Genomic DNA, 23,860 nt, shown 5'->3' with positions numbered 1-23,860 from the left:
TCCGGGTTGACCGATTCAGGAACGCGATAATGACCACCACGCGGTGAGTTGTGTGCCACAGTACCCATCGACATATGTGTCGGGGGAGCATCACTGCACGATTCTGCATGCCGATCTCCGGGCGCATACCACCGCGTAGAAGTAAGTGGAGAGAACACATGGCGTCTTTGATCACGAAGGTGGCGGTGGTTGCAACGGCAGCCACGCTGCTGACGCTCACCGGATGTTCGAGCGACAGCGGTTCGAGCGGCGATTCGGGTGCTGCATCCGAAAACGCCGACGGCCGTGGACCTATCACCTATGTAGAGGGCCAGGACACCACCGAGACCGGTGTCGTCCAGCAGATCGTCTCGGAGTGGAACTCCAGCCACCCCGACGAGCAGGTCACCTTCAAGGAACAGTCCGCCGACGCCGATCAGGCTCACGACGACTTCGTTCAGCAGCTCCAGGCACAGCAGAGCGACTACGACGTGATGGCACTCGACGTCGTCTGGACCGCCGAGTTCGCGGCCAAGGGCTGGCTCGTGCCGCTCGAGGGCGAATTCGCACTCGACAACGCAGGCGTTCTGCCCGCGACCGTCGCGAGTGCCACCTACAACGGCAAGCAGTACGCCGCACCGAAGAACACCAACGGCGGACTGCTCTACTACCGCAGTGATCTGCTCCCCGAGGCACCCACCACCTGGGCCGAGCTCACCGAGGACTGCCAGGTCGCCCGCGACAACAACATCGATTGCTACGCCGGGCAATTCGCCCCCTACGAGGGTCTGACGGCCAACGCGTCGGAGATCATCAACGCGCACGGCGGATCGATCGTGGCCGAAGACGGCAAGACCCCCACCGTCAACAGCCCGGAAGCCAAGGCCGGACTGCAGACCCTGGTCACCGCGTTCGAGACCGGCGTCATCCCGGCCCAGGACACCACCTTCAAGGAGTCCGACAGCCAGCAGGCGTTCCAGGACGGAAAGACGCTGTTCCTGCGCAACTGGCCGTACGTCTACGGCACCGCCGCAGAAGAAGGTTCGGCTGTGGTCGGCAAGTACGCGGTCGCACCGCTTCCCGGAGTCACCGGAGTGGGCACCTCGACGCTCGGCGGATACAACGCCGCGATCAGCGCGTACTCCGAGAACAAGGCCACTGCGGCCGACTTCCTGCGATTCATGCAGGGCGAGAAGGCGCAGCGCATCATCGCCGAGGGTGCTTTGCCACCCGTGCTTTCGTCGCTGTACGACGATCCCGCGCTGATCGCCGCGATGCCGTACCTTCCCGCGTTGAAGGCCTCCATCGAGAATGCAGTTCCGCGTCCCGTCACCCCGTTCTACCCGGCCGTCTCGAAGGCCGTGCAGGACAACGTTTCTGCTGCCATCAAGGGTGAGAAGAGCGTGGACCAGGCGATCACGGACATGCAGGCCGGTATCGAAACCGCCGGCGCCAACTGATTTCGGGAGAACCAATGGCTGTACCTGCTGGTGTGACCAGTGGGGCCGCCGCAACCACCGCGGCCGGGGGCTCGTCCCCCGGCCGCGGTCGGCATGTGCGGTCCAAGAACAAGCGCTTCGGCCTGACGCAGGGTCGGGCTTGGCTGTTGATCGCACCGACGATGGTGATCCTCGCAATCGTCATCGTCTACCCGGTGATCCGAGCTCTGGTGATGTCCTTCTCCAAGGATCCAGGTCTCGATCCCGCTACCGGCATGTTCGTCACCGGTGGTTCTGCCGGCTTCGACAACTACACGCATTGGATTCTGCAGCAGTGCACCTCGGCGTCGGGCACGTTGGTGCCCTGCCCGCCGGGGACCCTCGGTTCTCAGTTCTGGGGTGCGGTCGGAAACACGGCGTTCTTCACGGTGGTGACCGTGTCCATCGAGGTGGTGATCGGCTTCGGGATGGCCGTCATCATGGGCAAGACCTTTGCCGGACGCGCTTTGCTGCGCGCGGCAATCCTGATCCCCTGGGCTATCCCCACGGCGGTCACGGCCAAGCTCTGGTACTTCATCTTCGCGTACGACGGCATCGCCAATCGCATTCTGGGAACGAACATTCTGTGGACCGGCGACGCGTGGCCCGCTCGTTTTGCGGTCATCATCGCCGACGTGTGGAAGACGACGCCGTTCATGGCGCTGTTGATTCTGGCCGGGTTGCAGATGATTCCCGCCGACGTCTACGAGGCTGCTCGCGTCGACGGGGCATCGGCGTGGCAGCGTTTCACCAAGATCACGCTGCCGTTGGTCAAGCCCGCGTTGATGGTCGCGATTCTGTTCCGCACGATGGACGCGCTGCGTATGTACGACTTGCCCGCCATCCTCACCGAGGGCAACCCCGCCACACGAACCATCTCGATCCTGGTGGTGGATCAGATCCGGCAGGGATTCAACAGCGCGGCGTCGTTGTCGACCATCTCGTTCATCATGATATTCGTCGTGGCGTTCATCCTGGTGAAGTTTCTCGGTGCCAATGCCGTTGCCACTCAGGACAATCAGCGTAAGGGGCCCGGCCGATGAAGCAGGCTCGCATCTATCTCGGTGTCGTCGTCATTCTCGTATGGGGACTGGCGCCGTTCTATTGGATGGTCGTCACCGCATTCCGCGACCCGCGCTACACCTTCGACACGACGCCCTGGCCGACCCATGTCACGTGGGAAAATTTCGAGAACGCGTTGTCGACGGCGAACGGCAACAATTTCCTGCGTGCGGTGGGCAACAGTCTGATCGTGGGCGGCGCGACCACGCTGATCGCGTTGGTCATCGGCATCTTCACGGCATACGCGCTCTCCCGCATCGACTTTCGCTTCAAGTACGTGGTGACGGGCATCATCCTGGGTGCGTCGATGTTCCCCGTCGTCGCATTGGTGACCCCGCTGTTCCAGTTCTTCACCAACATCGGGTGGATCGGCAGTTACCAGGCGATGGTCATCCCCAACATCTCGTTCGTCCTGCCGTTGACGATCTATACGCTGGCGGCGTTCTTCGCCGAATTGCCCTGGGAACTCGAAGAAGCCGCGCGGATCGACGGTGCCGGACGTTTCCAGGCATTCCGCCTGGTGATGCTCCCACTTGCCGCACCTGCCTTGTTCACCACCGCGATCCTCGCGTTCATCGCAGCAGTGAACGAGTACCTGCTGGCCAGTCAGCTCTCGAGTGACAAGACCGAACCGGTGACCGTGGCCATCGCGCGGTTCACCGGCAACGATCCGCTGGTGGTGCCGTATGCCGCGATCATGGCCGCGGGCACCATCGTTGCGATTCCATTGGTGATCATGGTGCTGCTGTTCCAGCGCCGGATCATCTCCGGACTGACGGCGGGCGGCGTCAAGTCGTGACGGCGCAGGACCATCTACAGTTGTTGGCAGGCATTCTCGGGTTCTTCGCGCTGGTAGCTCTTGGTTTCGCCGTAGCCGGGATCATCGGAGGAAATCCCGGCGTACTACCGTCCGTGACGTTGCTCGGTCTGCTTGTCGCACTGTGGTTCGTCGTCAAGAGGATTCGCTGAAACTCGCCGTCGCCACGGACACCAGTTCGGTCAGTGCAGGACTCATCGCACTGCGCCACACCAGGGCCAGCATGGCGGCGGTGTGTGAGTCGGTCAGCTCGACTGCGACGAGCTTGTCGCCGTAGAACTCCGCCAACGATCGGCTGAGGATCCCCACCCCCAGACCGCGGGCAGCGAGGTCGGCCACCGCGTCAGGTGCGCTGGCCTGCAATGTGATCGACGGAGTCAGACCTACTCCATAGCAGTCCCTGTCGAACACCGCACGAATGCCGGTACCCGATGGTAAGGCGACGACGGGGTACTCGCACACTTCGGCGAGTGTCGCTTCCTTCTGCGCAGCCAGTGGATGCTCCGCCGGAACGGCTGCGACGATCCGCTCGTCGATCACGACCATCGATTCGAGCCCGTCGGGGCTGCGGGCGGCGACACCTACCAGCGCGAGATCCATATCTCCCGTGCGAACAGCGCCCGCCAGGCGGTCCGAATTGTCTTCGCGTAGTGCAAGTTCGACGCCGGGATGAGCCGCGTGGAAGCGCGCCAACGCGTCGAACAGTTGTGGAACGGTGCAAGCGGTGACCATACCGATGCTCAGTGAGCCGCGCAGTAGCCCGGTCACGTCGTCGACGGACTGTTTGACGGATCCGGCTGCGGCCAGTGTGGCGCGAGCCTGCGTCAAAGCAGCCTTGCCGGCCGTCGTCAACGTGGCTGTGCCGCCGGACCTGTCGATCAACTCGGCACCGAGTTCTCGTTCGAGCGAACGGATCTGAGCGCTGACCCCCGACTGGCTGATATGCACGCGGGCCGCGGCTCGGGTGAAGTTCGCTTCCTCTGCGACGGCCACGAAGTATTCGAGTTGTCTCAGTTCCATTGCTGGACTCCAAGATTCGGACCCTCGCCGGCGTCGAGCCTCGCCACAGTGCGCTTCGGTGCCGTGACGCGGTAGCTGCAGTCGATCAGTTCGGCGGCTTCGGCCCAGACGTCGTCATCGGCCTTGCCGTTGCGGTCACTGCTCAGGTCAAATCCCACCCATCCTGATGGACCGAGGTAGGCGGGATGGAAGTAGCGCGGTTCGAGCTCGCAGGCCCGCTGCTCCTCGGCGCTCTCGCATTTGACCAGAATCGACAGATCGAACTGGTCACCACCTTTGACGCCACCGCCGAAGTAGGCGAACACCGTGGCTGTACGGAACGTCGGCCTGCCGTGGGAAATTTTCTCTGTCACCTCGGGGTAGGCGAACGCCAGTGTCCGGACGCGTTCGAGGACCGGATGTTGGGAGGTGGGATCGATGGCCACTCGAGAACGATAGCGCGTGTTGTCTAGCTGCGGCTATGAGTAGAACTTCTAGGCTTTATCGGAACCAACTGTTGGACTTCTGACTCATTCGGATCGAGACTCGAAGTCATGACACCGACACCCGAAGAAATTGCTGCGACCTACTTCGAGGCCTGGAAGGGCAAAGATTTCGACACCCTGGCGACGATCCTGCACGAGAACGCAACGTTTCGTGGGCCACTCGGCACAGCGGCCAGCGGTGCCGAATGTGTGGCTGGATTGAAGGGAATGTCGCAGATCGTGACCGATATCGACATCGCGCACGTCTTCGTGGATGGCCCGAACGTACTGACGTGGTTCGACCTGCACACGTCGATCGCACCGCCGGCCGCGACCGCGAACTGGCAGCGAATCGAGAACGGCAAAATCATGGAAATCAAGGTGACATTCGATCCGCGCGACATCATCGCCGCGGGATAAGCGAACGCCCGCCGGCACTCGATGTGACATTTGGTGGCCCTTTCGGGGGTCAATGTCACATCTAGTGGACCGGCGGGCGTTCTGCGTGGTGGTGCGGACGAGTGCCGCCGGGGACACTCGGTCACACCACAGCCGCAGGCACTTATGCGTCGATGATGAACGCTTCGAGCTGCTCGCGGGCGACGTCGTCGGCCAGCTGCTTCGGCGGGCTCTTCATCAGGTATGCGGAAGCCGGGATGACCGGTCCGCCGATGCCGCGGTCCTTGGCGATCTTGGCGGCGCGGACTGCATCGATGATGACGCCGGCGGAGTTGGGCGAGTCCCATACTTCGAGCTTGTACTCGAGGTTGAGGGGAACGTCACCGAAGGCGCGGCCTTCGAGGCGGACGTAGGCCCACTTGCGGTCGTCGAGCCAGCCGACGTGGTCCGACGGTCCGATGTGGACGTCCTTGGCGTTGAACTCCTTCTGGAGGTTCGACGTGACAGCCTGGGTCTTGGAGATCTTCTTCGACTCGAGGCGGGTGCGCTCGAGCATGTTGAGGAAGTCCATGTTGCCGCCGACGTTGAGCTGCATGGTGCGGTCGAGCTGCACGCCGCGGTCCTCGAACAGCTTCGCCATGACGCGGTGGGTGATGGTGGCACCGACCTGGCTCTTGATGTCGTCGCCGACGATGGGGACGCCTGCGTCCTCGAACTTCTTGGCCCAGACCGGATCGCTGGCGATGAAGACGGGCAGTGCGTTGACGAAGGCGACGCCTGCGTCGATGGATGCCTGTGCGTAGAACTTGTCGGCTTCTTCGGATCCGACGGGCAGGTAGGACACGAGCACGTCCACCTTGGCGTCACGAAGGGCCTGTGCAACGTCGACGGGCTCGGCGTCGGAGATCTCGATGGTCTCGGAGTAGTACTTGCCGATGCCGTCGAGGGTCGGGCCGCGCTGGACGCTGACCGTGCTCGGGGGCACGTCGGCGATCTTGATGGTGTTGTTCTCGCTGGCGAAGATGGCCTCGGAGAGGTCGAAGCCGACCTTCTTGGCGTCCACGTCGAACGCGGCGACGAACTCGACGTCGCGGACGTGGTACTTGCCGAACATCACGTGCATCAGGCCGGGAACGGTGGCGTTCTCGTCTGCGTCCTTGTAGTACTCGACACCCTGGACCAGGGATGAGGCGCAGTTGCCCACACCCACAATGGCCACGCGGATTGCGTTGTTGTTCTCACCCATGGTCGGGTTCTCCTTCTGTCTTGACTGTCCGGTTCGGTGCTGAGTGGGACGGTGCTGGGTTGGGGCCGGCCTGCTCGGCCGCGATGACTTCGTTGAGCCAGCGGACCTCGCGTTCGCTCGATTCGAGACCGAGCTGGTGTAGCTGCCGGGTGTAGCGGTCGAGAGTCCCGTTCGCCTTGGCCACTGCGTCGCGGAGGCCTTCTCGGCGCTCCTCGACCTGGCGACGTCTGCCTTCGAGAATTCGGACCCGAGCTTCCGCCGGGGTCCGGCTGAAGAAGGCCAGATGTACGCCGAATCCGTCGTCGGTGTAGTTCTGCGGTCCGGTGTCGGCCACCAGTTCGGCAAAGCGTTCCCTGCCGAGTGGGGTGAGCACGTACACCCGTTTTGCTCGTCGTTTCACGAGCAAATCGGGACCGGCGTCCTCGGCGATGAGACCGTCGGTTTGAAGTCGACGGAGTGCCGGGTACAGCGATCCGTACGAAAATGCTCGAAAAGCTCCGAGTAGGCCAGTGAGCCGCTTGCGGAGCTCGTAGCCGTGCATGGGTGATTCGAGAAGCAAGCCGAGAATTGCGAGCTCGAGCATGCAACTCCCCCTTCTCGATTCCAACGACACAACATGGCGATGCGATTGACTGCACTATCGAAGAATGTATCGCGCCGATACATTGGATGACAAGCCGGTGTCCGGTTTTGTCGTGCCGAGACGCTGTTGTGAGGTCGAATCGAGCGATGAAGCGGGCAGGTGGGTTATCAATCTTCTCGATGCAGTGCCGCCATCTGTGTTCCGAGCGGCGTGAGCCGGTACAACACCGACCGGCCGTGTCGAGAGCCCTCGATCAGTCCGTTGTCGCGCAACACCCGAAGATTCTGTGAGACGGCGCTCGGCGTGACGGAGAACCGGTGCGCGAGCTGGGAGGTGGATGCGGGCTCGGCAAGCGCGAGCAGCAGCTCGGCCTTCGCGCTTCCGACCAACGCCGCGAGTGCAGGACCTCGGTCGAGTGGGGTGTACTCCCCGATCATCGTTCCCTGTCCGCGGGCCGGATACGACAGCCACGAGTGGCCGGGTGACGCTTGGTTCCAGATTGCCGTCACGTTCTTGGTGAAAACCGACGGGGTGAGCACCAGTCCTCGGTCGTCAGGTGACCCGTCGCCGACGGACGAGGTCGTCAAGTGCACTTCCAGCAGTCCGTTGTCCAGCAACCGAATAGAGCTACCGAGCCCGTCGAACAACCCCGTTGTACCTCGCTGCGCGAACTCTCTGCCGCGAAAGATGATGTCCGACTCCAGGACTCGGTTGATCGCCGACCAGTATGGAGCGATTGCTGCGCGGTGGTAGTCGTAGAGGGCGTCGGCAACGACCTGCGCTGCGCCCTGCGGGTCATCGAAGACTCCGGCCAGCGCCGCCGGCGGCGGACGACCCTCGAACACAGTCATGAGGTCGTGTGCGACGACAGTCGGATCGGACGTCGCGATCAGCTCGCACTCCTCCTCGAGACCGAGTCGTTTGTCGGTGGGCAGCGGTGTGATGAAGTCAGGAATCCGTGCTCCGGAGGGGGATACGAGTGCGCGCACCAGTTCGGCGTCGTAGTGCGCTTCGGCATTCCGCGCTTGCTCATGCCAGTCCGTCAGATGAAACCTGCCCTGCGGCCCCAGCACCAGCGCCCACAAACTCAATGCCGTTTCGGTCATCGCCGAGTACGCCAGCCGCACGCGAGCCAGATCGTCGACGCCGAGCCGATAGGTGATCATCGTGCTGCGACGCTAGACCGACGTAGCGCGATGCCGCAAGCGTGGACGGTGGTCGGGCCTCGACCGAAGTACGCCATCGACCAGGCGGGACAGGAGCCGCGGGCGACGAGCGATCGGGTCGATCTGCTCCGCACGCGCCGCGTCGTGCAAGTCCGCGATCCGTGTGTAGACGAGCGCGGCGGGTGGGTCCGCGGTCAGGTGGTGGAACGTGTTCATGCCGTTCACTGAACGCCCAGGGGCGACGGGCAGGGAATCGATTTAGAGGGCACCTACATCGTCGGGAAGTCTCGGGCGGAAGCGACGGTGGTTTCCAGTCGAAGGCCAGGACCTGCAACGTCCTATCTGACCGAGACGATGTTGCCCGCGAAGTCCGCCTCGACGCGTCCGCCCTGGGCGTCTTCGTTGCTGGTGCTGATCGAGATGCGTTGGTTGCCGCGGGTTTCGGTGATCATGATGTACTCGACGACGGAGTTCGGTACTCCCACGGCTTCGGGTGCTCCCGCAACGAGACCCGCCAGAACCGCAGAATCGATTGTGGCCCAATCGAAGGTGGCGTCGTCGGTATCGGGAGCCTCGGTATCGAGACCCACCTCGAAACCTCCGGCGACGAACACTCGCTCGCGCCGGCCCTCCGCCGTCGGGCGATAGACATCGGCACGGTTGTTGTTCAGCTGGATGAACACCTCGAGAACCTGCGAGCTACCGAAACGCTCTACGTATCGTTCTCTGAAATCGTCCAGTCCCGCTGTGGTGTCGAACACGAAGGGACGGGCAACGATCGGGGTGACGTCCACCGGCAGGTCCATCGTCACGGTAGGGACGACTCTGCTCGTTGTCGTGGACGCGATGACGGCCGAAGCCGGTACCGGTTCTTCGCCGTTCCTGGTCGTCAGGAACACCACCAGTGCGACAGCGACGACGACGACCGAGCCGAGTGCGAGGAGTAGCCGGTTTTTCGGTTCGACGGTTCGCGGAGCCGGTTCGGGAAGGTCGATCTCGATTTGCAGGTCGGAGACCAGGCGTCGAAGGTCGCGCAGGGTGACGGCTACCCGCGCCCGTTCGCTGCGCAGGCGGTGCTCGTCGAACGTGAGTTGGCCGTCGGCGTATGCAGTATCCAGCACGGTGGCGGTCAGCGCGCGGTCTATTTCGCGAGCGCGAAAGTCGGGTCGTCGGTCCATGTTGCGGGCTTCCTCTCGGGAGTGATCAGCCGAACGAAAACGGAGTCACACGCAGGAAGTTGCCCGCGGGATCGAATGCGAGGTTGCCGCTTTCCTTGTCGGTGTTCTCGGCCGAGACGTAGATCTCGGGCCCGTTGTCGCTGCCGTAGAAGCTGACGCTGTAGCTGTCGATGCGTGACATGTTCAGGCTCTCGGAGGCACCGGCGATGATCCCCGCGGTTGTGGTCAGATCGATCGTCGCCAGGTCGATCTGAGGTTCGTCGAAGTCGCGCGTGCTCGAGAAATTGTCGTCGTAGTCGTCGATGACGCCGTCGCGATAGGTGTAACTGACTTGCTTCTGTGGCAGCCCGGGTGCGGGTGCCGCGATGACGGCGTAGTCGTCGTACAGGCCGAGGCGGTCGACCACCGACGTGCCGATCTTCTGTTGCAGGGCATCGACGATGGCTGCGACGACTGCAGGATTCTTGTACCCCGCCGTCCCGAGACTCGAGGCCGGGTCCTCTGTGCTCGAGCAGGCGCGAATACCGAAGGTGAGCGCCACCAGCGCGGCAACTGCAGGCACCGCGACGGTCATGAAGCCCAGTCGGGAGCCCTTGGCCGTCGCGATCGGATGCTTGAGCTCGATGGGATCGGCCATCGGCTGCAAGTCGGTGTCGTTCTGCAGGTCCTCTATGAGGGTGTGCAGATCGGCGATCGTCTCGGCTTCTTTGGCCAAGTCGATTCTTGCCGCGTGCTCGAAATCGGACAGCTGGCCGTCGGCGAGCGCCTCGTCCAATGTGGCGCAGGTATTGGAGCGATCCACATCACGCGCCCTTGTGGTGGGCGGCAGTCGCGTCGGCACAGGTGGAGCATAGTTTCTCGGGCCTCGAACGCGGGCCGCTCGTCGTCGAGGCGGGGGTTCGCAGGTCCCCATCGGAGGGGGCGCACGTACTCTGGTCCTCGTGCGACTTCAGCGACAGGTGGTGGACTACGCCCTTCAGCGTCGGTCGCTGCTGGCCGAGGTCTACTCCGGTAGGACGGGTGTCGCGGCGGTCTGCGACGCGGATCCGTACCTGCTCCGCGCTGCCAAGTTCCACGGACGCGGTAGCGATGTGGTGTGCCCCATCTGCCGCAAAGAGCAGCTCACCTTGGTGTCCTGGGTTTTCGGTGAGAAGCTCGGTGCGCTGTCCGGGTCGGCGCGAACGGCCGACGAACTCGTTCGGCTCGCTGCGACCCAGGAGGAATTCTCGGTCCACGTGGTCGAGGTGTGCCGCTCCTGCAGCTGGAACCACCTCGTCCAGTCCTATGTCCTCGGGGCCGTCCCCGCACCCAAGCAACCCCGTCGTCCGCGATCGGGTTCCCGCCAACCGAACCGTCGTACCGCGAGTGAGTGACACAATCGCTCGGCTGATGCCTTTTCGCGAGAAGTCGACGCGGCCGCCGAAATTACTGGAGATCTGTACGTGAGTTCCCCCTACGACAACAACCCCGGTAACAACGAACCTGGCCGCAGCGACTCCGGACGGCGTCCCGACGTGCCGGGGCCCCCGCGCGGCAGCAGGCATTCCGATCCGCCCGGACGTCGCCCGGTACCGCCGCCCGGGCAGCGGCCGATGCCTGCGCCCGGCCAGCGTCCGATGCCGCCGCAGGGTCGGCCACCTATTCCTCCCCCCGGTCAGCGACCCGGACCTCCCCCGGGACAGCGTCCCGGACCTCCGCCCGGTCAGCGTCCGATGCCGCCTCAGGGCCGGCCTCCGATGCCTCCGCCCGGGCAGCGTCCTGGTCCTCCGCCGGGTCAGCGGCCGATGCCGCCTCAGGGCCGGCCTCCTATGCCTCCGCCTGGGCAGCGTCCGGGACCAGCGTCAGGCCAGCGTCCCTTACCGCCCCAGGGTCGGCCCCCCGGTGAGCGCCGCTATGGGGAGCCACCGGTCACGCCCGCTGCGCGCTCCGCAGCAGGGCCGGCAGCCGCTGCGGCCGGAGTGACCCGATCGGGATCCGTCCCGCCGCCACACGAACCGAACGATCCATCAGTCAGCTCCTCGGGCAGCGAACCGCCCGAGCCGCCCGAAAGAGGTCCCGCCGCGAAAACGAAGAAGAAGTCCAAGTGGCGGGTTGTTCGGCGCACGATGTACGCGTTGATCGCCTTGGGTCTGATCGTGCCGATTTTGGCGTTCATGGTGGCGTACACGCTGGTCGACGTACCGCGTCCCGGTGACCTCAGAACCAACCAGGTCGCCACTGTCTTTGCGTCCGACGGCACGAGCGTGATCGGCAAGGTGGTGCCCCCCGAGGGCAACCGGACCGATGTGACGATCGACCAGATCCCGGAGCACGTACGCAATGCCGTGCTCTCGGCCGAGGACCGCGATTTCTACTCCAACCCCGGATTCTCGGTGACCGGATTCGGCCGAGCTCTGCGGGACAACGTGCTCGGACGCGACAGCGCAGGCGGCGGTTCCACGATCACCCAGCAGTACGTGAAGAACGCCTTGGTCGGTAACGATCGGACGCTGACGCGCAAGATGCGCGAGCTGGTCATCTCCTCCAAGATGGCGCGGCAGTGGTCCAAGGACGACATTCTCGCGGCCTATCTGAACACCATTTACTTCGGTCGTGGCGCGTACGGCATCGCAGCCGCGTCGACGGCGTATTTCGGTAAGTCCGTCGATCAGCTCTCGGTCGAAGAAGGTGCCGTGCTGGCCGCGACGATTCAGCAGCCCTCGGGTCTGGATCCCGAGTTCAACCCCACGGGTGCTCAGGCGCGCTGGAACTACGTGCTCGACGGCATGGTGTCGCAGGGCCAGCTCGACGCGACCCAGCGAGCCGCGATGCAGTATCCGCCGTGGATCCCCAGCTCCCAGGTGGACTCCGGCGATGCGGACGACGCGGGTCCCAACGGACTGATCAAGGCCCAGGTGCTGCGCGAGTTGTCCGCTGCCGGGGTCAGTGAGCAGGACCTCAACACCGAGGGTCTGCAGATCACCACGACGATCGATCCGAAGGCGCAGGCAGCTGCGGTCGAGGCCGTGGACAACAACCTCGAAGGCGAGCCGTCGGAATTGCGGACGGCGTCGGTGTCGATCGATCCGCGCAGCGGCGCGGTCCGTTCGTACTACGGCGGCGCGGACGGGCGCGGATTCGACTTCGCGCAATCGGGCCTGCAGACCGGCTCCTCGTTCAAGGTGTTCGGCCTCGCCGCTGCCCTGGACCAGGGCATTCCGCTGTCGAAGATGTACGACAGCTCCTCGCTCGACGTCAACGGCATCCAGATCAGCAACGTCGAGGGCGAATCCTGCGGAACCTGCACCATCGCCGAGGCCCTCAAGCGGTCGCTCAACACGAGCTTCTACCGCATGATGCTCGGCATGGACAACGGCCCGCAGGCCATCGCGGACATGGCTCACAAACTCGGTATCCCGCAGGAGATCGAGGGCGTCGGCCCCACGTTGACCGAGCCCGACAACGCGGGCCCGAACTACGGAATCGTGCTCGGCCAGTACCAATCTCGGGTCCTCGATATGGCCTCGGCCTATGCGACACTCGCGGCGTCCGGGGTGTACCACACCCCGCACTTCGTACAGAAGGTCGTCACGGCCGACGGCACGGTGTTGCTCGACCGCGCACCCGAGGCGGGCCAGCAGGTGGTCTCGGCGGCGGTCGCGGACAACGTGACCTCGGCGATGCGTCCGATCGCCGGATACTCCAACGGCCACAACCTCGCAGGCGGTCGTCAGTCGGCCGCCAAGACCGGTACCGCGCAGCTCGGCGACACCGGTCAGAACAAGGACGCGTGGATGGTCGGCTACACCCCGTCGCTGTCGACGGCGGTGTGGGTCGGTACCGAACAGGGCCTGCCGCTCGAGAACAGTTACGGCGGTCCGATCTACGGATCGGGCATACCGTCGGACATCTGGAAGGCGACGATGGACGGGACGCTGGAGGGCACCTCGAACGAGACGTTCCCGACGCCCGAGGCCATCGCCGGTCAGGCAGGCGTCCCGCAGTACTCGGCGCCCGCTCCGACCACCACGGCGGCACCGTCCGCTCCGCCGCAGGTGACATTGCCGATTCCTACGGAAATCTCCCCGCCGGTCGTCATCACTCCACGGCAGGTCGAAATTCTGCCCGGCGTGACGATCCCGCTGCCCGGATTGGCACCGGCTGAGCCGGCACCAGCACCGGCAGCGCCCGAACCGGCTACACCCGGGCAGTAGCGACCCCACCGGTGACGACCGAACCCGACCGCAAGGGTCGAGCATTGGCGAGCCCCGGTCGCCTCGACTCGGCGAGCGCAGCGGGCCGAGATCTACCCAGTCGGACCGATCCGATGACCGGGGAACTGTCCTCGGTCATCGGCGGTCCGGTCGGACGACACGCGGTGATCGGACGGCAACGGTGGTTCACCGCATTGCGGGTGATCCTGCTGCTGGCGGTGGTCTTTCTGTGCTTCGGTTGGTTCGCGAAAGCCGCGTGCATTCAGCAGGCTCCGGTGGGCCCGGGCGGTGAGCTCGGACTGGATTGGAGTGGCAGCCGGCAGTACGTGGCGATGTGCTACTCGGACACCGTGCCGCTCTACGGTGCCGAGCGACTCGACCAGGGTGCGTTCCCGTACAAGAAGTCCTGGGAAGAAACCAAGGCCGACGGCTCGACCCAGGTTCGGTACATGGAGTACCCGGTGCTCGCGGGGCTGTACCAGTACGGCTCGATGGTCGTCGGGAAGGTGTGGAACTCGCTGAGTTTCCTTCCCCAGGCCCTGCCCGTCGTCGTGTATTTCAACGTGGTTGCCCTGGGGCTGGCCGTCGCCTGGCTGGTGACCGTATGGGCCACGGCAATAGCCGCCGGACGGCGAATCTGGGACGCGGCCCTGGTGGCTGCGTCGCCGCTGGTGATCGTGCACGGCTTCACCAATTTCGACGCTCTGGCAGCGGCTTTCGCGCTCACCGGTCTGTTGGCATGGGCCAAGAAGCGGCCGGTTCTCGCCGGTGTGCTGATCGGACTCGGCGGTGCCACCAAGCTCTATCCCTTATTGTTCCTCGGTCCGCTGTTGGTGCTGTGCTGGCGCACCGGACGGATGCGCGAGTGGGGCCTGACCGCCGGCGCCGCGATCGGAGCCTGGCTCGCCGTCAATCTTCCTCTCGCACTGCTGTATCCGTCGGGATGGTACGAGTTCTTCCGGCTCAACTCCGAGCGCGGGGCCGATCCGGATTCGCTGTACAACGTGGTCACCTCGTTCACCGGCTGGCCCGGTTTCGACGGTCCGCTGTACGCAGGCGCCAAGCCCTTGATCCTCAATGCCGTGACGCTGGTGTTGTTCGCCATCGTGTGTGCGGTGATCGCCTACATCGGTACTACGGCCCCGGTGCGGCCGCGGCTCGCGCAGTTGGTGTTCCTGGTGGTGGCCGGCTTCCTGCTCACCAACAAGGTGTGGAGCCCGCAGTATTCGCTGTGGCTGGTTCCACTGGCTGTACTGGCACTACCGCATCGCCGAATACTGTTGGCGTGGATGACAATCGACGCGTTCGTCTGGTTTCCGCGGATGTACTACTACCTGGGCGTGGAGAACAAGGGCGTGCCCGAACAGTGGTTCACCGCAGCTGTCGTGGTGCGCGATGTCGCCGTGATCGGGTTGTGCGCGTTGATCATTCGACAGATCTACCGGCCGTCCGAAGACCTCATTCGAAACGGCAGCACCGTCGACCCGCTCGGTGGCGTTCTCGACGGCGCTGCAGATCGGACGACTACTGCCCGCAAGGTCACATATAGCGGCCGAGCTGTTTGACGGCTTCACCGGCGTGCTTGGCCTGAATGCCGTCACCGATGGCCTGTAGTTTCCATTCACTGCCCTGGCGATACACCTTGGCCATCACCAAGCCGGTGAACGGCATGCCCCCTTGCAGGGTGAACCGCGCCAGCTCGGTGTTGGTCGTGTTGTCCACCAGGCGGCAGAATGCGTTGGCTACCTGCTCGAACGTTTGACCGCGGTACGACGTGACGGTGAAGACGATGCCGGTAACGTGCTGGGGCACCTTCGTCAGGTCGACCACGATCACCTCGTCGTCGCCCTCGCCCTCACCGGTGAGGTTGTCGCCCTGGTGCACGATCGAGCCGTCCTTGGCTTTGAGCTGACCGTAGTAGACGACATCGTTGACGTTGCGGTCGGCGAGCATGATCGCGGACGCGTCCAGGTCGATGTTCGCGGCGCGGCCGCCGCCGCCGAAGAGGCCGCCCTTCTTGGGAGTGGTCACCGGGTCCCAGCCCAGGCCCATGCGAATGACCGTCAGGGCGACGCCGCCGTCCTTGCGGAGAGTGACCTTCTGGCCCTTGGTGAGGCTGACGGGCTTGGCCTTGGTGAGGCTGACTTCCGGAGCCTCGGCGCGGACCGGTGCGGCGGGAGGTGCCGGCGGCGCAGCAGCAGGAGGCGGTGGAGTGGCGGGAGCGGGAGGAGGCGTCGGCGCGGGAGGAGGCGTCGGTGCCGGAGCAGGGGCGTCGTCGACGGACACACCGTGGTCGGTCACCAATGCGGCGAATCCGCCCGCGTAACCCTGCCCGACGGCTCGCACCTTCCAGCTGCCCTGGCGACGGTAGATCTCGAGTGCGATCACGATCGACTCCGAGCTCAACCCATCGATTGTGTACTCGTACAACACGTTTCCGGCCGTGTCGCTGACCCGCGCGACGGGAGCGGTGGATCGACCGAAGTTGCTCGACGCGTCGTCGAGGGTGATGACCGCGCGGATCTGTTCGATGTCGGTGGGAACGGCGGCGAGCGAGACTGCGAGCCGGGCCGGACCGCCCTGGCCGGGCTCGAGGCGTACGCCGGGGCCGGTGGGCTGGTTGAAGAACACGAAGTCTGCGTCCGTCCGAACCTTCCCGGCGTCGGTGACCAGTAGTGCAGACAGGTCCGCGGGCACGGCCAACGCGATGGAGACGACGACGTCACCGACGGTGAGGGGGCCGTTCTGACCCTTGGACAACGGTTGACCGGCCGGAGCAGACAATGTGATGGACTCTCTCTCGAAGTGCTGGTTACCGTCATCCAATGTACTTGTTCGATTTGTCCGACTGCTGTGGCCGAGCGGGCGTCAGATCTGGCGCAGGGTGAACAGGTCGCCCGGTGTGCAGCCGAGCACCCGGCACACCGCGGTGAGGGTCGAGAATCGGATGGCCTTGGCTCGGTCGTTCTTGAGCACCGAGAGATTGACGACGCTGACTCCGGCCAGACGCGAGAGCTCGGCGAGCGTCATGCCGCGGGCGTCGAGGATCTCGCCCAGATGGCAGACGACCAGATGGTCGACGAACTCCTCCGCCATCAGACCAGGCCTTCGGCATCGCGAGCGAGCTTAGTGCCCTGGGTGATCGTGGCATAGACGAACTGCAGGAACACGGCGACAACGACGGCTGTGTACAGGCCGACGGCCGAAATCGACGAGTTCACGATGTCGGAGAGCTCCAGTGCTCCGACTACCGAATTGGTGCTCAGCAGGTTCATGAATCCGGTGATTGCGGGATACACGGCGATGCAGACACCGATCACAGCCACATCGGTGCGGGTGGCGTTGGTGAACGGGTCACCGACTATCACGCGATCGCAGAAGCGGTAGACGAACAGCAGGCCCACCAGAATGATCACCATTCCGATGACGATCGACCCGTACCGCATGACGTCGATGAATCCCAGCAGTCGGACGATGTCGGATCTCGGCACGCTGAGCTCGATCGCGTTGCCCGGCTGTAACTGGCCACCGAACAGTTCGGCGGGCGCAATGCCGGGCCGCAGTTCCAACCTCGCGAGGACGTAGTCCGCGGAGTGGTATTTCCATACCTTCCATCCGGACCATCCCACGGCCACCGCCGCGTAGAACACCATCGTCCATTTGTTGGTTCGTGCCGAGCCGAGTCCGTATGCCATCCCGCCGCCTCCATATCGATAGTCGATAACAACGAATATCGATAACCTATCGCTTATCGATAGGGTGTCAAGGGGTGGCCGGCATTACCGTCGCAGCGCGACCGCCATGTGGTGACCGATCTCCGAGGCCAAGCCGGCGGTATCGGCCGGCAGGATGTCGATGGTGTCCTCGGAGTAGACGATGTATCGGCCGTCCCGCTCGAAGTCCATCCAGAAGAACGCGACTGCGTCGGTGTCGCGTCGGTTGTCGTACGTCTTACCGCGCGCGACGATGACTTCACCGACCGCGGACCGAGGGCGGTGGAAGAAGGTCCGGAACTGCTCGTCCGCGGTGGCCCCTCGGGTCGCGGTGGACAGATGCCTCTCAGTAGTTGTTGCTGTGGCAGTGGATCGTTGGAGTCGCATGGTCGGTAGTCGGCCCACCGCATTGGCTGGAAAGGATGCGAGAACACGGGCAGGTGCCTGGGCAGGGCTGGTCAACGAGATCGTGACGGCACCGCCCGAAGTGGCGTCGGGTCCCGGCTGCTGGGTGAGCACTGCGGCAACATCGTGGCGCACCGCCGCGTGGGCACGGATGGTTCCGTAGCGAGGATCGCGTGTGTCGCCGCGACATTCGATGCGAACAACCGGGTCGACGAGGGTGCGAAGAGCCGCCCCGAGGTTGTCGTCCAGCACGGCATCGATTCTCGCCGAGGCCTCCCGCCGCAGAAGTTGGTACCGGTCCTCGGTGTCGACGTCGACGGTGACAGCCAGGGGGTACGGCAGTCGGTCTCGTCCGAATCGACTGCAGAGCATCATGAAATCGATGCCGTCCATGGTCCAGCTCGTCATGCTCAGCCGCCGAGTACCGGTGGTGCGACCAGAGGCAGCTCACCGATCAGTTCACTACCGTTGCCGACGTCGACCAGGTAACCGGGAGTCGCATGATCGGTGTCGTTGTCGCCGGCTCCCCTCGCGCCTCCTGCCCCCATGCCGCCCATTCCCGGTGTGCCGTGCGCCCCTGCACGTCCGGCCGCTGCTGCGCTGCCCGATCCGCTACCGCCCGGTCCGCCGCCGGTGGTCCCGGTGCCGCCGATCGGCGAGCCGAGAACGGAGCCGCCATAACCGGAGCCGCCGTATCCCGAGCTAGAACCGCCACCCGATCCACCGGCATAACCCGAGCCGCCGCTGTAACCAGAGCCGCTGTAACCAGAGCCGCCGTAGCCGCTGCCGGAACCAGCGCTGGCCCCCGAACCAGCGCCACCCCCAGAGCCGGTGCCGCCGGCAGAACCTGCGCCGCCGGCAGACCCGGGTCCGGAAGCAGATGCGGCACGCGTCTCGCCGGCACTGTCGGCCGGCGGCAGCGATCCCGCTTGCCCGGATCCGGGCTGGCCCGATCCCATCCCTGGTTGCCCGGCATCGGCAGGGTCCGCGCCACCAGGTTGTGTCCGAGCTGCAGCCGGGTCGGCTGTACCCGCGGATCCCGCACCGACACCCGAGGTGGATCCGGCGCCGCTCCCGCCGAGTCCCCAGCCTGCGGTCGAACCGCCACCGCCACCGCCACCGTCGGCGACGGGGTCGTGTGCCGCAGGTAGCACCGGAACCTGGGCGTCGGATTGCAGGACCCCCGGCACGTAGACCGACCGCATGACCTGGCGTGCCTGCTCTTCTTGCTCGTCGTGCAGGCGCGCTATTTCCTTGATGGAATCGGCGAACGGCAGTCCGCTCGGAAACGACGACTCGAGCATGCTCGCGCCGACGCCGATGTCGACGATCGGAGGTACGGCAGCCCTGGTCTGGGTGAATCCTGCGTGCGCCTCCAGCAGTTTGTTGCTGATCATCGTCATGGCGGTGGACAGCGCCGTGGCCGAGGACGTGTAGTCGCCGATCCCGCCCCGCACGGCCGCGGAGGTGGGCCCCGACCAGCCGGAACTCATCGCGCCTTCGATCCCGTTCCGGAAGCTGTCGGATCCTTCGGTGGCCGCGGCGGCCAGGTCGTTCCAGTTCTGCGACGACGTCGATATCGACTCCGCGGCGAGCGTGTTGACCTTCTGCACGATCTCCGCGTGCTTCATCACGTCGAACGGCTCGGTGACCACGACCTCGTTCGGTTCGTACTCGCCCGCGTATCCGTACGAACCGTTCTTCTTCGAGAACGTGCTCTCGATGAGCGAATTGACGGCCTCAGGACCGAAGCCGGCAGCAGGCCCGTGATCGATGATGGCCTGCACCTGCTGTTGGAGTTCTGCATACGGATCCGCCATACCCACCCCTTGCCCTACGTCTGTCCCCCCCGACGACCAGTTAGACGCGGCGCACGGCAGTTCGGTTCCGTAGCCACTCGAGAATTTCCTCGCTGGCCCGGACGCCGGAAGAATCGGTGACCGTCAGCCCGGGGCGGGTGAAACCGAGCAGCTCCAGTTCGCCGTGCCGCGGACGGATCGCGGCGTCGGCAGCGATGAGCATCTCGGCATCGAGTGCGCCATCACCGGCGGCGAAGACTCGAGCATCGGCGTCGAGGGTGCCGTCCTGAATCAGCCTGGAACGAACCTCGGCCACCGCGGAGCTCTTGCACACCGCGTTGGGCATCGTGTAGATCTTGCGCCCCTGCTGCGAGACGTTCCAGTCCCGCGCGGCGCACCACTGCGACCACTCTGCGACGAAGTCCTCCGGTACAGCCGTCGTGTCTACGACGAGATAGCAGAACAGGCCATCTGCCTCGCGGTACTTCAGTACCCAATCCTCGGACACCCGCGATCTCAACTCGGCACCGATTCCGACCAGATCCAACTCGAACCCGTTGCGCCAGTGCATGTCCGGCTCGCCGTCGGCGAGAATGTTGCCGCCGTTGCTGGTGATGGCGTACCTCCACGGGGCTCCCGGGAGTGCGATCCGGCGGAACTGCTCGATGGTGCGAGTCGTGGTCGGCACGACCACAACACTCTCGCTCAACTCGCGCAGCAGTGAGATGGACCGAGCGCTCATGTACGACAACGGTTTTCCCTCGTACACCTCCACGCATTCGAAAGCGTCGTCCAGTGGAACCCCGAGTGCCCCCTCGGAGAAGATCATCGTGCGGTCGAGGTCCACGGCAACCAGAGCACTCACGACGCGTCCTCGGTGGAGACGTTCTTGATCAGTCCCATGCACGAATAGGCGAGGTCGGGGACGACGTCCACCGGGACTCCCCGCGCCGCAGCGAGCATCCGGATGTGTTCGTGCTCCGGCGCATCGGCGTCGCGCACCAGCACTCGCCATGGAACGCGGCGCAGCAGCACCCTGGTGGTTTCGCCGACGCCGGGTTTGACGAAATTGACGTGTGAGATCCCGTACTCCGCACGTACTTTTTCCACCGACGCCCAGCCGGACCAGTTGGGTGTTCGGTCGGAGCCGAGCACTGTTGCCACCGAGGCATCGACCTCGTCCCGGACGTCGTCGAAACGCGCAGCGACGGTGTCGAGCAAGTGGCGTGAGACGTCGTCGGGCGCTAGATCGGCGTAGTACTTCGCCCCATGGAAGTCGCCGGGCCGAATCAGTTCGTCGTTGAGCACGGTCCGTGAAACCAGCCCCGAGACAGTCGAGTTCAAGCAGGCCGAGGCGATGAGGAAGTCGTCGCGGGTGCCGTAGGTGCGTGCACAGTTGCCCGGATCGGCGAGCACGGCAAGGTCGTCGTCGAACTCGGCTCCGGGAAAGTCGCGGAGTGCGGCGGTGAGCTCGCGGGCGATCGCACCCTTGCCCGTCCAGCCGTCGACGAACACCACCGAGCGCGAGTCGTGGTGGTCGGCGAGGTAGCGCAGCGCCACGGCGTCGATACCTCGATCGCGCACGATCGAGACGGCGTAGTGCGGAATCTCGATGCCGTGAGCAGCGAATGCCCAGCGACGCATCAGGATTCCGACGGGTGTGCCCGCGCGAGCGAGTGATGCGAGGGCGATGTCGTGTCCGCGCTCGGCCAGGACGACCTCGGTGACGGTACCGACCGCGATGGCCAGTCGTGATGCGCTCTCCTGCAACACCTTCTCGAACAGTTCACGGTAGGCGAGATCCGGCTGGTATTCGACCGGGAGCGACTCTGCGTAATGTGCCGTGCCGGCCTGAATCGCCTTCTCGCGCTCGTTGACTTCGGCTTCCAACGAGACCGACGAGAGGTCCTTGAGCAGCCAGGTGACTTCTTCTGCTGCGTACGAACCGAATTCGGGTCCTCGAAGCGGTCGGGCCCGCCGAGCGACCTCGAGCGCCATCGGGTCTGCACCCGTGAGGACGACGAGTACGACGTCGGCGCCCGACGCGGCCAGAGTCTCGGCCGCGGCCGCCAGGGCATCCGTGTCTGCGGGGGCGTCGGCAACCAGTATCAACGTCGCGTCGTGCGGTGCAGATGCGTTGTAGAGGTAACGCAGAGCCGATTCGTCCTCGGGGGCGGTGAACTCGAAGCCGCGCCGCAGTGGGTAGCCGGGTACGTCCACCACGTATGCAGGCGATCGGGTGGTGGTCTGGAACAGCGCGGTGTGTCCCCGTTTCTGAAGGGTGGCCGCCAGCCGTAGAGGCAGGTACATCAGCTCCTCGTGGCCGATCACCACCACCGCCGTCGAGTCGGCCAACGCAGCATCGACGGTGGCCGCAAGTGCGTCGATCGCGATGTCGAAACCAGTCGCGTCGGATCGCAGAAACCCGTGCCGTCCGCCGTCGGGAAGTGTCGCCGGCCACTGCGCGTCCACCCGGTGCACCGAACCGGGCTGTGCAGCAACGGGATTGAATACTGGATCGGGGAGGGCAAGCACCGTCTCCACCAATCCAGGGGCGAGCTCCACCGATCCCTGAGCGAGGCTCACGTTGTCGATCCGGATGCCGAGCTCGGTAGCCACCGCCGAGGCTGCAGCGAGATGCTCGGCGGTACGCATGTCGACCAGGGATGCGATGACGTAGTGCCTGCGTCCGGCCGAGGAATGAATCTGCCGCAACGCATCCAGCGCCGTCGCTCCGGTCGAGATCTCGTCGTCCACCAGAATCAACGGCAGCTCGCCGTCGAGAAGATCGGGCGACGTCGGCATCAGCAGGTGGTCGGTGGCGTGCGAATGCCCCTCCTCGAACTCACCGTGCACGGTCATCCCGGGAACGGTGCGCCGAGTCGAATGCAGGTAGCAGTGTGCGCCCAGGGCAGTTGCGACGGTGTGCCCCAATCCCGTTGCAGTTTCGGCGAACCCGAGCACATCGACATCGGACCCGTCCACGGCAGCGGCGACGAGAGCCGCCAGTTCCTCGCCGGCCGAGACGACGACGTCGGGATCGACGGGGATGTGCTTGCCGAGCACGGTCGAGACCAGCAAGTGGGCACGTCGTGGGTTGCGCCGCAGACCGGGTCGAACCAACTGTGTGGCAGCCCAGGACGACGACGAGCCGGTATCGGTCAGGGCGATGCCGTCGGCCGGATTCTGGTTCATCGTTGTGCCAGCGCGGTCAGTAGGTCCACGAACGTGATTCCTTCGTTGGTGACACCGAACGCCTTGGCGCGCAGTACAGTTTGCTTCGCCCAATTGCGGTGTGGGCCCAGTTCGTTCATCTTGTTCCGGTAGCCGGACGCCTGCACGCCACCCTGGTCGGACGAGAGGATGTCGAGTGCATCGTGGTACTCCTCGTGCGTCACCGCGGACAACGCATGAACGGCGGGGACGTGCGACGGATGAATGACGGTCTTGCCCTGGATGCCGTTGGCCCGGTCGAGAGCAACCTCGCGCAGGAGCGCGTCGAGGTCGCTGCTGACCAGTTGCTGGCGGAAGCGGACGGCGTCCTGGTCGACGAAGGGCGTCTGACGTAGCAACGGACGGAACATGCGTTCGTGGTCTGCGAAGTACTCCCACACCGGGCCGGTGATGACGTAGCCGGACCCGTCGTAGCGGCCCAGGTGGTTGACGATCGCACTGATGACGTCGGCGACGACGCGGACGTCGTAGATCGTCAGGTCGCGGTCGCGTCGGATGCCGAAGGTGCCGCACATGTCGGTGGCTCCGATGCGCACGGCCAGCACCGTCTCGCGGTAGGTCCCGAGTAGCTCACGGATGGCAACGAGTTCTGCGTCTCTGGTCTCGCGGTGTACCACCTCCGGCGATTCGAGGACGGGCATCGCGAACAGGCGGGTGCCGTGCAACCGCGAGGCCGCGACGATCTCGTCGAGGAACTCGGCTCCGCGTGCGGCAGTGAACTTCGGCACGACGAATCCGGCGAGCCCGCCCGCGCCCTGGGTGAGGCCGGCGCAGATGGTTCGGATGTGCTCGGGAGTGCGCGCCCGGACGAACACGAGCGAACTCGACCCCGAGAGTTCGTTCAGAGTTCGGATGGCGTTGGCCAAAGCTTCTTCCAGATCATGATCTGCGACAGCGTCTTCGAGATCGATGACGATGGACCGCACGCCCTCGTCGGTGCGCTTGTTCACCGTCGCGGTCAGGTCGGGGCGTGTTGCCGGGATGTACAACGTGGCTCCGAGAGCTGTTGCCACGACGTCGTTTCCGTCGCTCGTCTCGATGTCTTCCGGCTGCCGGAAGAACACTCGTGCACGGGTGTCTGCGTCGAGATGGCGAAAGTGTTGCACCACTGTCCTTCGTGTGAA

General features: G+C 64.8%; 25 protein-coding genes. 8 read left to right on the top strand and 17 right to left on the bottom strand.

The features are described from left to right. Nucleotides 1-158 precede the first annotated feature (158 nt). Genes CH305_RS08125 through CH305_RS29015 form a run of 4 tightly spaced genes read left to right on the top strand, consistent with a single transcriptional unit; the run spans nt 159 to nt 3,488 of the window. Nucleotides 159-1,439 carry an ABC transporter substrate-binding protein gene (locus tag CH305_RS08125; RefSeq protein ID WP_032402747.1) on the top strand — a complete coding sequence of 427 codons (1,281 nt, stop codon included), beginning with the start codon at nt 159-161 and terminating at the stop codon, nt 1,437-1,439. Nucleotides 1,440-1,453: 14 nt separating this feature from the next. Beyond that, nucleotides 1,454-2,500 carry a carbohydrate ABC transporter permease gene (locus tag CH305_RS08120; protein WP_176458182.1) on the top strand — a complete coding sequence of 349 codons (1,047 nt, stop codon included), beginning with the start codon at nt 1,454-1,456 and terminating at the stop codon, nt 2,498-2,500. Next, nucleotides 2,497-3,318 carry a carbohydrate ABC transporter permease gene (locus CH305_RS08115; RefSeq protein WP_032367661.1) on the top strand — a complete coding sequence of 274 codons (822 nt, stop codon included), beginning with the start codon at nt 2,497-2,499 and terminating at the stop codon, nt 3,316-3,318. The genes CH305_RS08120 and CH305_RS08115 overlap by 4 nt, the downstream gene beginning before the upstream one ends. After that, on the top strand, nt 3,315-3,488 hold the full coding sequence (locus CH305_RS29015; RefSeq protein ID WP_165430164.1) for a hypothetical protein: 174 nt from the start codon (nt 3,315-3,317) through the stop codon (nt 3,486-3,488). Before CH305_RS08115 ends, CH305_RS29015 begins: the two co-directional genes overlap by 4 nt. On the opposite strand, the gene CH305_RS08110 is transcribed toward CH305_RS29015, so the two are convergent. Both CH305_RS08110 and CH305_RS08105 read right to left on the bottom strand, forming a co-directional pair. After that, a complete protein-coding gene (locus tag CH305_RS08110; RefSeq protein WP_094703351.1) occupies nt 3,472-4,356 on the bottom strand; it encodes a LysR family transcriptional regulator in 885 nt (294 codons plus the stop codon). The two genes, CH305_RS29015 and CH305_RS08110, sit on opposite strands and share 17 nt — an antisense overlap. Further along, nucleotides 4,347-4,781 carry an MmcQ/YjbR family DNA-binding protein gene (locus CH305_RS08105; RefSeq protein WP_032402749.1) on the bottom strand — a complete coding sequence of 145 codons (435 nt, stop codon included), beginning with the start codon at nt 4,779-4,781 and terminating at the stop codon, nt 4,347-4,349. The genes CH305_RS08110 and CH305_RS08105 overlap by 10 nt, the downstream gene beginning before the upstream one ends. A gap of 108 nt (nt 4,782-4,889) precedes the next feature. Between CH305_RS08105 and CH305_RS08100 the strand changes: the two genes are divergently transcribed. Further along, complete coding sequence (locus tag CH305_RS08100; protein WP_032402750.1) at nt 4,890-5,240, top strand: nuclear transport factor 2 family protein; 351 nt, start codon at nt 4,890-4,892, stop codon at nt 5,238-5,240. A 142-nt stretch (nt 5,241-5,382) separates the two neighbouring features. Here the strand turns inward: CH305_RS08100 and CH305_RS08095 are convergent, their stop codons facing one another. The 6 genes from CH305_RS08095 to CH305_RS08070 form a co-directional block, all read right to left on the bottom strand. Next, nucleotides 5,383-6,465, bottom strand: coding sequence for an inositol-3-phosphate synthase (locus tag CH305_RS08095; RefSeq protein WP_032378712.1), 1,083 nt, complete (start codon nt 6,463-6,465; stop codon nt 5,383-5,385). After that, nucleotides 6,458-7,048, bottom strand: a complete 591-nt coding sequence (locus tag CH305_RS08090) for a PadR family transcriptional regulator (RefSeq protein WP_094608899.1) — start codon at nt 7,046-7,048, stop codon at nt 6,458-6,460. Before CH305_RS08090 ends, CH305_RS08095 begins: the two co-directional genes overlap by 8 nt. 167 nt (nt 7,049-7,215) lie before the next feature. Next, nucleotides 7,216-8,214 (bottom strand): helix-turn-helix transcriptional regulator, encoded by a 999-nt coding sequence (locus CH305_RS08085; RefSeq protein WP_094703350.1) that lies wholly within the window; start codon nt 8,212-8,214, stop codon nt 7,216-7,218. Between the two features lie 12 nt (nt 8,215-8,226). Continuing rightward, entirely contained in the window at nt 8,227-8,430 is a 204-nt protein-coding gene (locus CH305_RS08080; protein WP_143545262.1) for a hypothetical protein, read from the bottom strand. Nucleotides 8,431-8,552: 122 nt separating this feature from the next. Further along, the gene (locus CH305_RS08075) at nt 8,553-9,392 is read right to left on the bottom strand and encodes a DUF1707 domain-containing protein (RefSeq protein ID WP_094703348.1); all 840 of its coding nucleotides are present in this window, start codon (nt 9,390-9,392) and stop codon (nt 8,553-8,555) included. A gap of 25 nt (nt 9,393-9,417) precedes the next feature. Further along, nucleotides 9,418-10,233: a DUF1707 domain-containing protein gene (locus CH305_RS08070; RefSeq protein WP_242640240.1), complete on the bottom strand. Its 816-nt coding sequence runs from the start codon at nt 10,231-10,233 to the stop codon at nt 9,418-9,420. Between the two features lie 100 nt (nt 10,234-10,333). Here CH305_RS08070 and CH305_RS08065 point away from each other — a divergent pair, with 100 nt between their 5' ends. Then, nucleotides 10,334-10,765 (top strand): DUF5318 domain-containing protein, encoded by a 432-nt coding sequence (locus CH305_RS08065; protein ID WP_170944655.1) that lies wholly within the window; start codon nt 10,334-10,336, stop codon nt 10,763-10,765. Between the two features lie 518 nt (nt 10,766-11,283). On the opposite strand, the gene CH305_RS08060 is transcribed toward CH305_RS08065, so the two are convergent. After that, nucleotides 11,284-11,547: a hypothetical protein gene (locus CH305_RS08060; protein ID WP_179278225.1), complete on the bottom strand. Its 264-nt coding sequence runs from the start codon at nt 11,545-11,547 to the stop codon at nt 11,284-11,286. On the opposite strand from CH305_RS08060, the gene CH305_RS08055 reads away from it, so the two are divergent. Then, nucleotides 11,498-13,585: a transglycosylase domain-containing protein gene (locus CH305_RS08055; protein ID WP_037152039.1), complete on the top strand. Its 2,088-nt coding sequence runs from the start codon at nt 11,498-11,500 to the stop codon at nt 13,583-13,585. The genes CH305_RS08060 and CH305_RS08055 overlap by 50 nt on opposite strands. A 113-nt stretch (nt 13,586-13,698) precedes the next feature. Continuing rightward, on the top strand, nt 13,699-15,150 hold the full coding sequence (locus CH305_RS08050; RefSeq protein ID WP_094703474.1) for a glycosyltransferase family 87 protein: 1,452 nt from the start codon (nt 13,699-13,701) through the stop codon (nt 15,148-15,150). On the opposite strand, the gene CH305_RS08045 is transcribed toward CH305_RS08050, so the two are convergent. The 8 genes from CH305_RS08045 to CH305_RS08010 form a co-directional block, all read right to left on the bottom strand. Next, entirely contained in the window at nt 15,125-16,369 is a 1,245-nt protein-coding gene (locus CH305_RS08045; protein ID WP_256983607.1) for a TerD family protein, read from the bottom strand. The genes CH305_RS08050 and CH305_RS08045 overlap by 26 nt on opposite strands. Nucleotides 16,370-16,453: 84 nt before the next feature. Then, nucleotides 16,454-16,681 (bottom strand): helix-turn-helix transcriptional regulator, encoded by a 228-nt coding sequence (locus CH305_RS08040; RefSeq protein WP_032378705.1) that lies wholly within the window; start codon nt 16,679-16,681, stop codon nt 16,454-16,456. Then, nucleotides 16,681-17,280, bottom strand: a complete 600-nt coding sequence (locus CH305_RS08035) for a hypothetical protein (protein WP_094703346.1) — start codon at nt 17,278-17,280, stop codon at nt 16,681-16,683. The genes CH305_RS08040 and CH305_RS08035 overlap by 1 nt, the downstream gene beginning before the upstream one ends. Before the next feature lie 84 nt (nt 17,281-17,364). Further along, on the bottom strand, nt 17,365-18,111 hold the full coding sequence (locus CH305_RS08030) for an ESX secretion-associated protein EspG (RefSeq protein ID WP_094703345.1): 747 nt from the start codon (nt 18,109-18,111) through the stop codon (nt 17,365-17,367). 2 nt (nt 18,112-18,113) lie between these two features. Continuing rightward, entirely contained in the window at nt 18,114-19,523 is a 1,410-nt protein-coding gene (locus tag CH305_RS08025; RefSeq protein ID WP_052058531.1) for a PPE domain-containing protein, read from the bottom strand. Nucleotides 19,524-19,563: 40 nt separating this feature from the next. Continuing rightward, the gene (locus CH305_RS08020; protein WP_037152035.1) at nt 19,564-20,367 is read right to left on the bottom strand and encodes a hypothetical protein; all 804 of its coding nucleotides are present in this window, start codon (nt 20,365-20,367) and stop codon (nt 19,564-19,566) included. Beyond that, nucleotides 20,364-22,697, bottom strand: coding sequence for a phosphoribosyltransferase (locus tag CH305_RS08015; protein ID WP_094703344.1), 2,334 nt, complete (start codon nt 22,695-22,697; stop codon nt 20,364-20,366). Before CH305_RS08015 ends, CH305_RS08020 begins: the two co-directional genes overlap by 4 nt. Further along, nucleotides 22,694-23,842 (bottom strand): HpcH/HpaI aldolase/citrate lyase family protein, encoded by a 1,149-nt coding sequence (locus tag CH305_RS08010; protein ID WP_032402815.1) that lies wholly within the window; start codon nt 23,840-23,842, stop codon nt 22,694-22,696. The genes CH305_RS08015 and CH305_RS08010 overlap by 4 nt, the downstream gene beginning before the upstream one ends. Nucleotides 23,843-23,860 lie beyond the last annotated feature (18 nt).

The organism is Rhodococcus sp. 15-649-2-2 (assembly GCF_002258645.1).
In the GTDB taxonomy this organism is placed as follows: domain Bacteria; phylum Actinomycetota; class Actinomycetes; order Mycobacteriales; family Mycobacteriaceae; genus Rhodococcoides.
Note: the sequence above shows the minus strand (reverse complement) of the source record. Positions and strands in the feature narration are given on the sequence as shown.

Coding starts and splice junctions, on each gene's coding strand:
- CH305_RS08125 (WP_032402747.1), top strand. CDS start 159: ATGGCGTCTTTGATCACGAAGGTGGCGGTGGTTGCAACGGCAGCCACG.
- CH305_RS08120 (WP_176458182.1), top strand. CDS start 1,454: ATGGCTGTACCTGCTGGTGTGACCAGTGGGGCCGCCGCAACCACCGCG.
- CH305_RS08115 (WP_032367661.1), top strand. CDS start 2,497: ATGAAGCAGGCTCGCATCTATCTCGGTGTCGTCGTCATTCTCGTATGG.
- CH305_RS08110 (WP_094703351.1), bottom strand. CDS start 4,356: ATGGAACTGAGACAACTCGAATACTTCGTGGCCGTCGCAGAGGAAGCG.
- CH305_RS08100 (WP_032402750.1), top strand. CDS start 4,890: ATGACACCGACACCCGAAGAAATTGCTGCGACCTACTTCGAGGCCTGG.
- CH305_RS08095 (WP_032378712.1), bottom strand. CDS start 6,465: ATGGGTGAGAACAACAACGCAATCCGCGTGGCCATTGTGGGTGTGGGC.
- CH305_RS08090 (WP_094608899.1), bottom strand. CDS start 7,048: ATGCTCGAGCTCGCAATTCTCGGCTTGCTTCTCGAATCACCCATGCAC.
- CH305_RS08085 (WP_094703350.1), bottom strand. CDS start 8,214: ATGATCACCTATCGGCTCGGCGTCGACGATCTGGCTCGCGTGCGGCTG.
- CH305_RS08080 (WP_143545262.1), bottom strand. CDS start 8,430: ATGAACACGTTCCACCACCTGACCGCGGACCCACCCGCCGCGCTCGTC.
- CH305_RS08075 (WP_094703348.1), bottom strand. CDS start 9,392: ATGGACCGACGACCCGACTTTCGCGCTCGCGAAATAGACCGCGCGCTG.
- CH305_RS08055 (WP_037152039.1), top strand. CDS start 11,498: ATGTACGCGTTGATCGCCTTGGGTCTGATCGTGCCGATTTTGGCGTTC.
- CH305_RS08060 (WP_179278225.1), bottom strand. CDS start 11,547: ATGAACGCCAAAATCGGCACGATCAGACCCAAGGCGATCAACGCGTAC.
- CH305_RS08050 (WP_094703474.1), top strand. CDS start 13,699: ATGACCGGGGAACTGTCCTCGGTCATCGGCGGTCCGGTCGGACGACAC.
- CH305_RS08040 (WP_032378705.1), bottom strand. CDS start 16,681: ATGGCGGAGGAGTTCGTCGACCATCTGGTCGTCTGCCATCTGGGCGAG.
- CH305_RS08035 (WP_094703346.1), bottom strand. CDS start 17,280: ATGGCATACGGACTCGGCTCGGCACGAACCAACAAATGGACGATGGTG.
- CH305_RS08030 (WP_094703345.1), bottom strand. CDS start 18,111: ATGACGAGCTGGACCATGGACGGCATCGATTTCATGATGCTCTGCAGT.
- CH305_RS08025 (WP_052058531.1), bottom strand. CDS start 19,523: ATGGCGGATCCGTATGCAGAACTCCAACAGCAGGTGCAGGCCATCATC.
- CH305_RS08015 (WP_094703344.1), bottom strand. CDS start 22,697: ATGAACCAGAATCCGGCCGACGGCATCGCCCTGACCGATACCGGCTCG.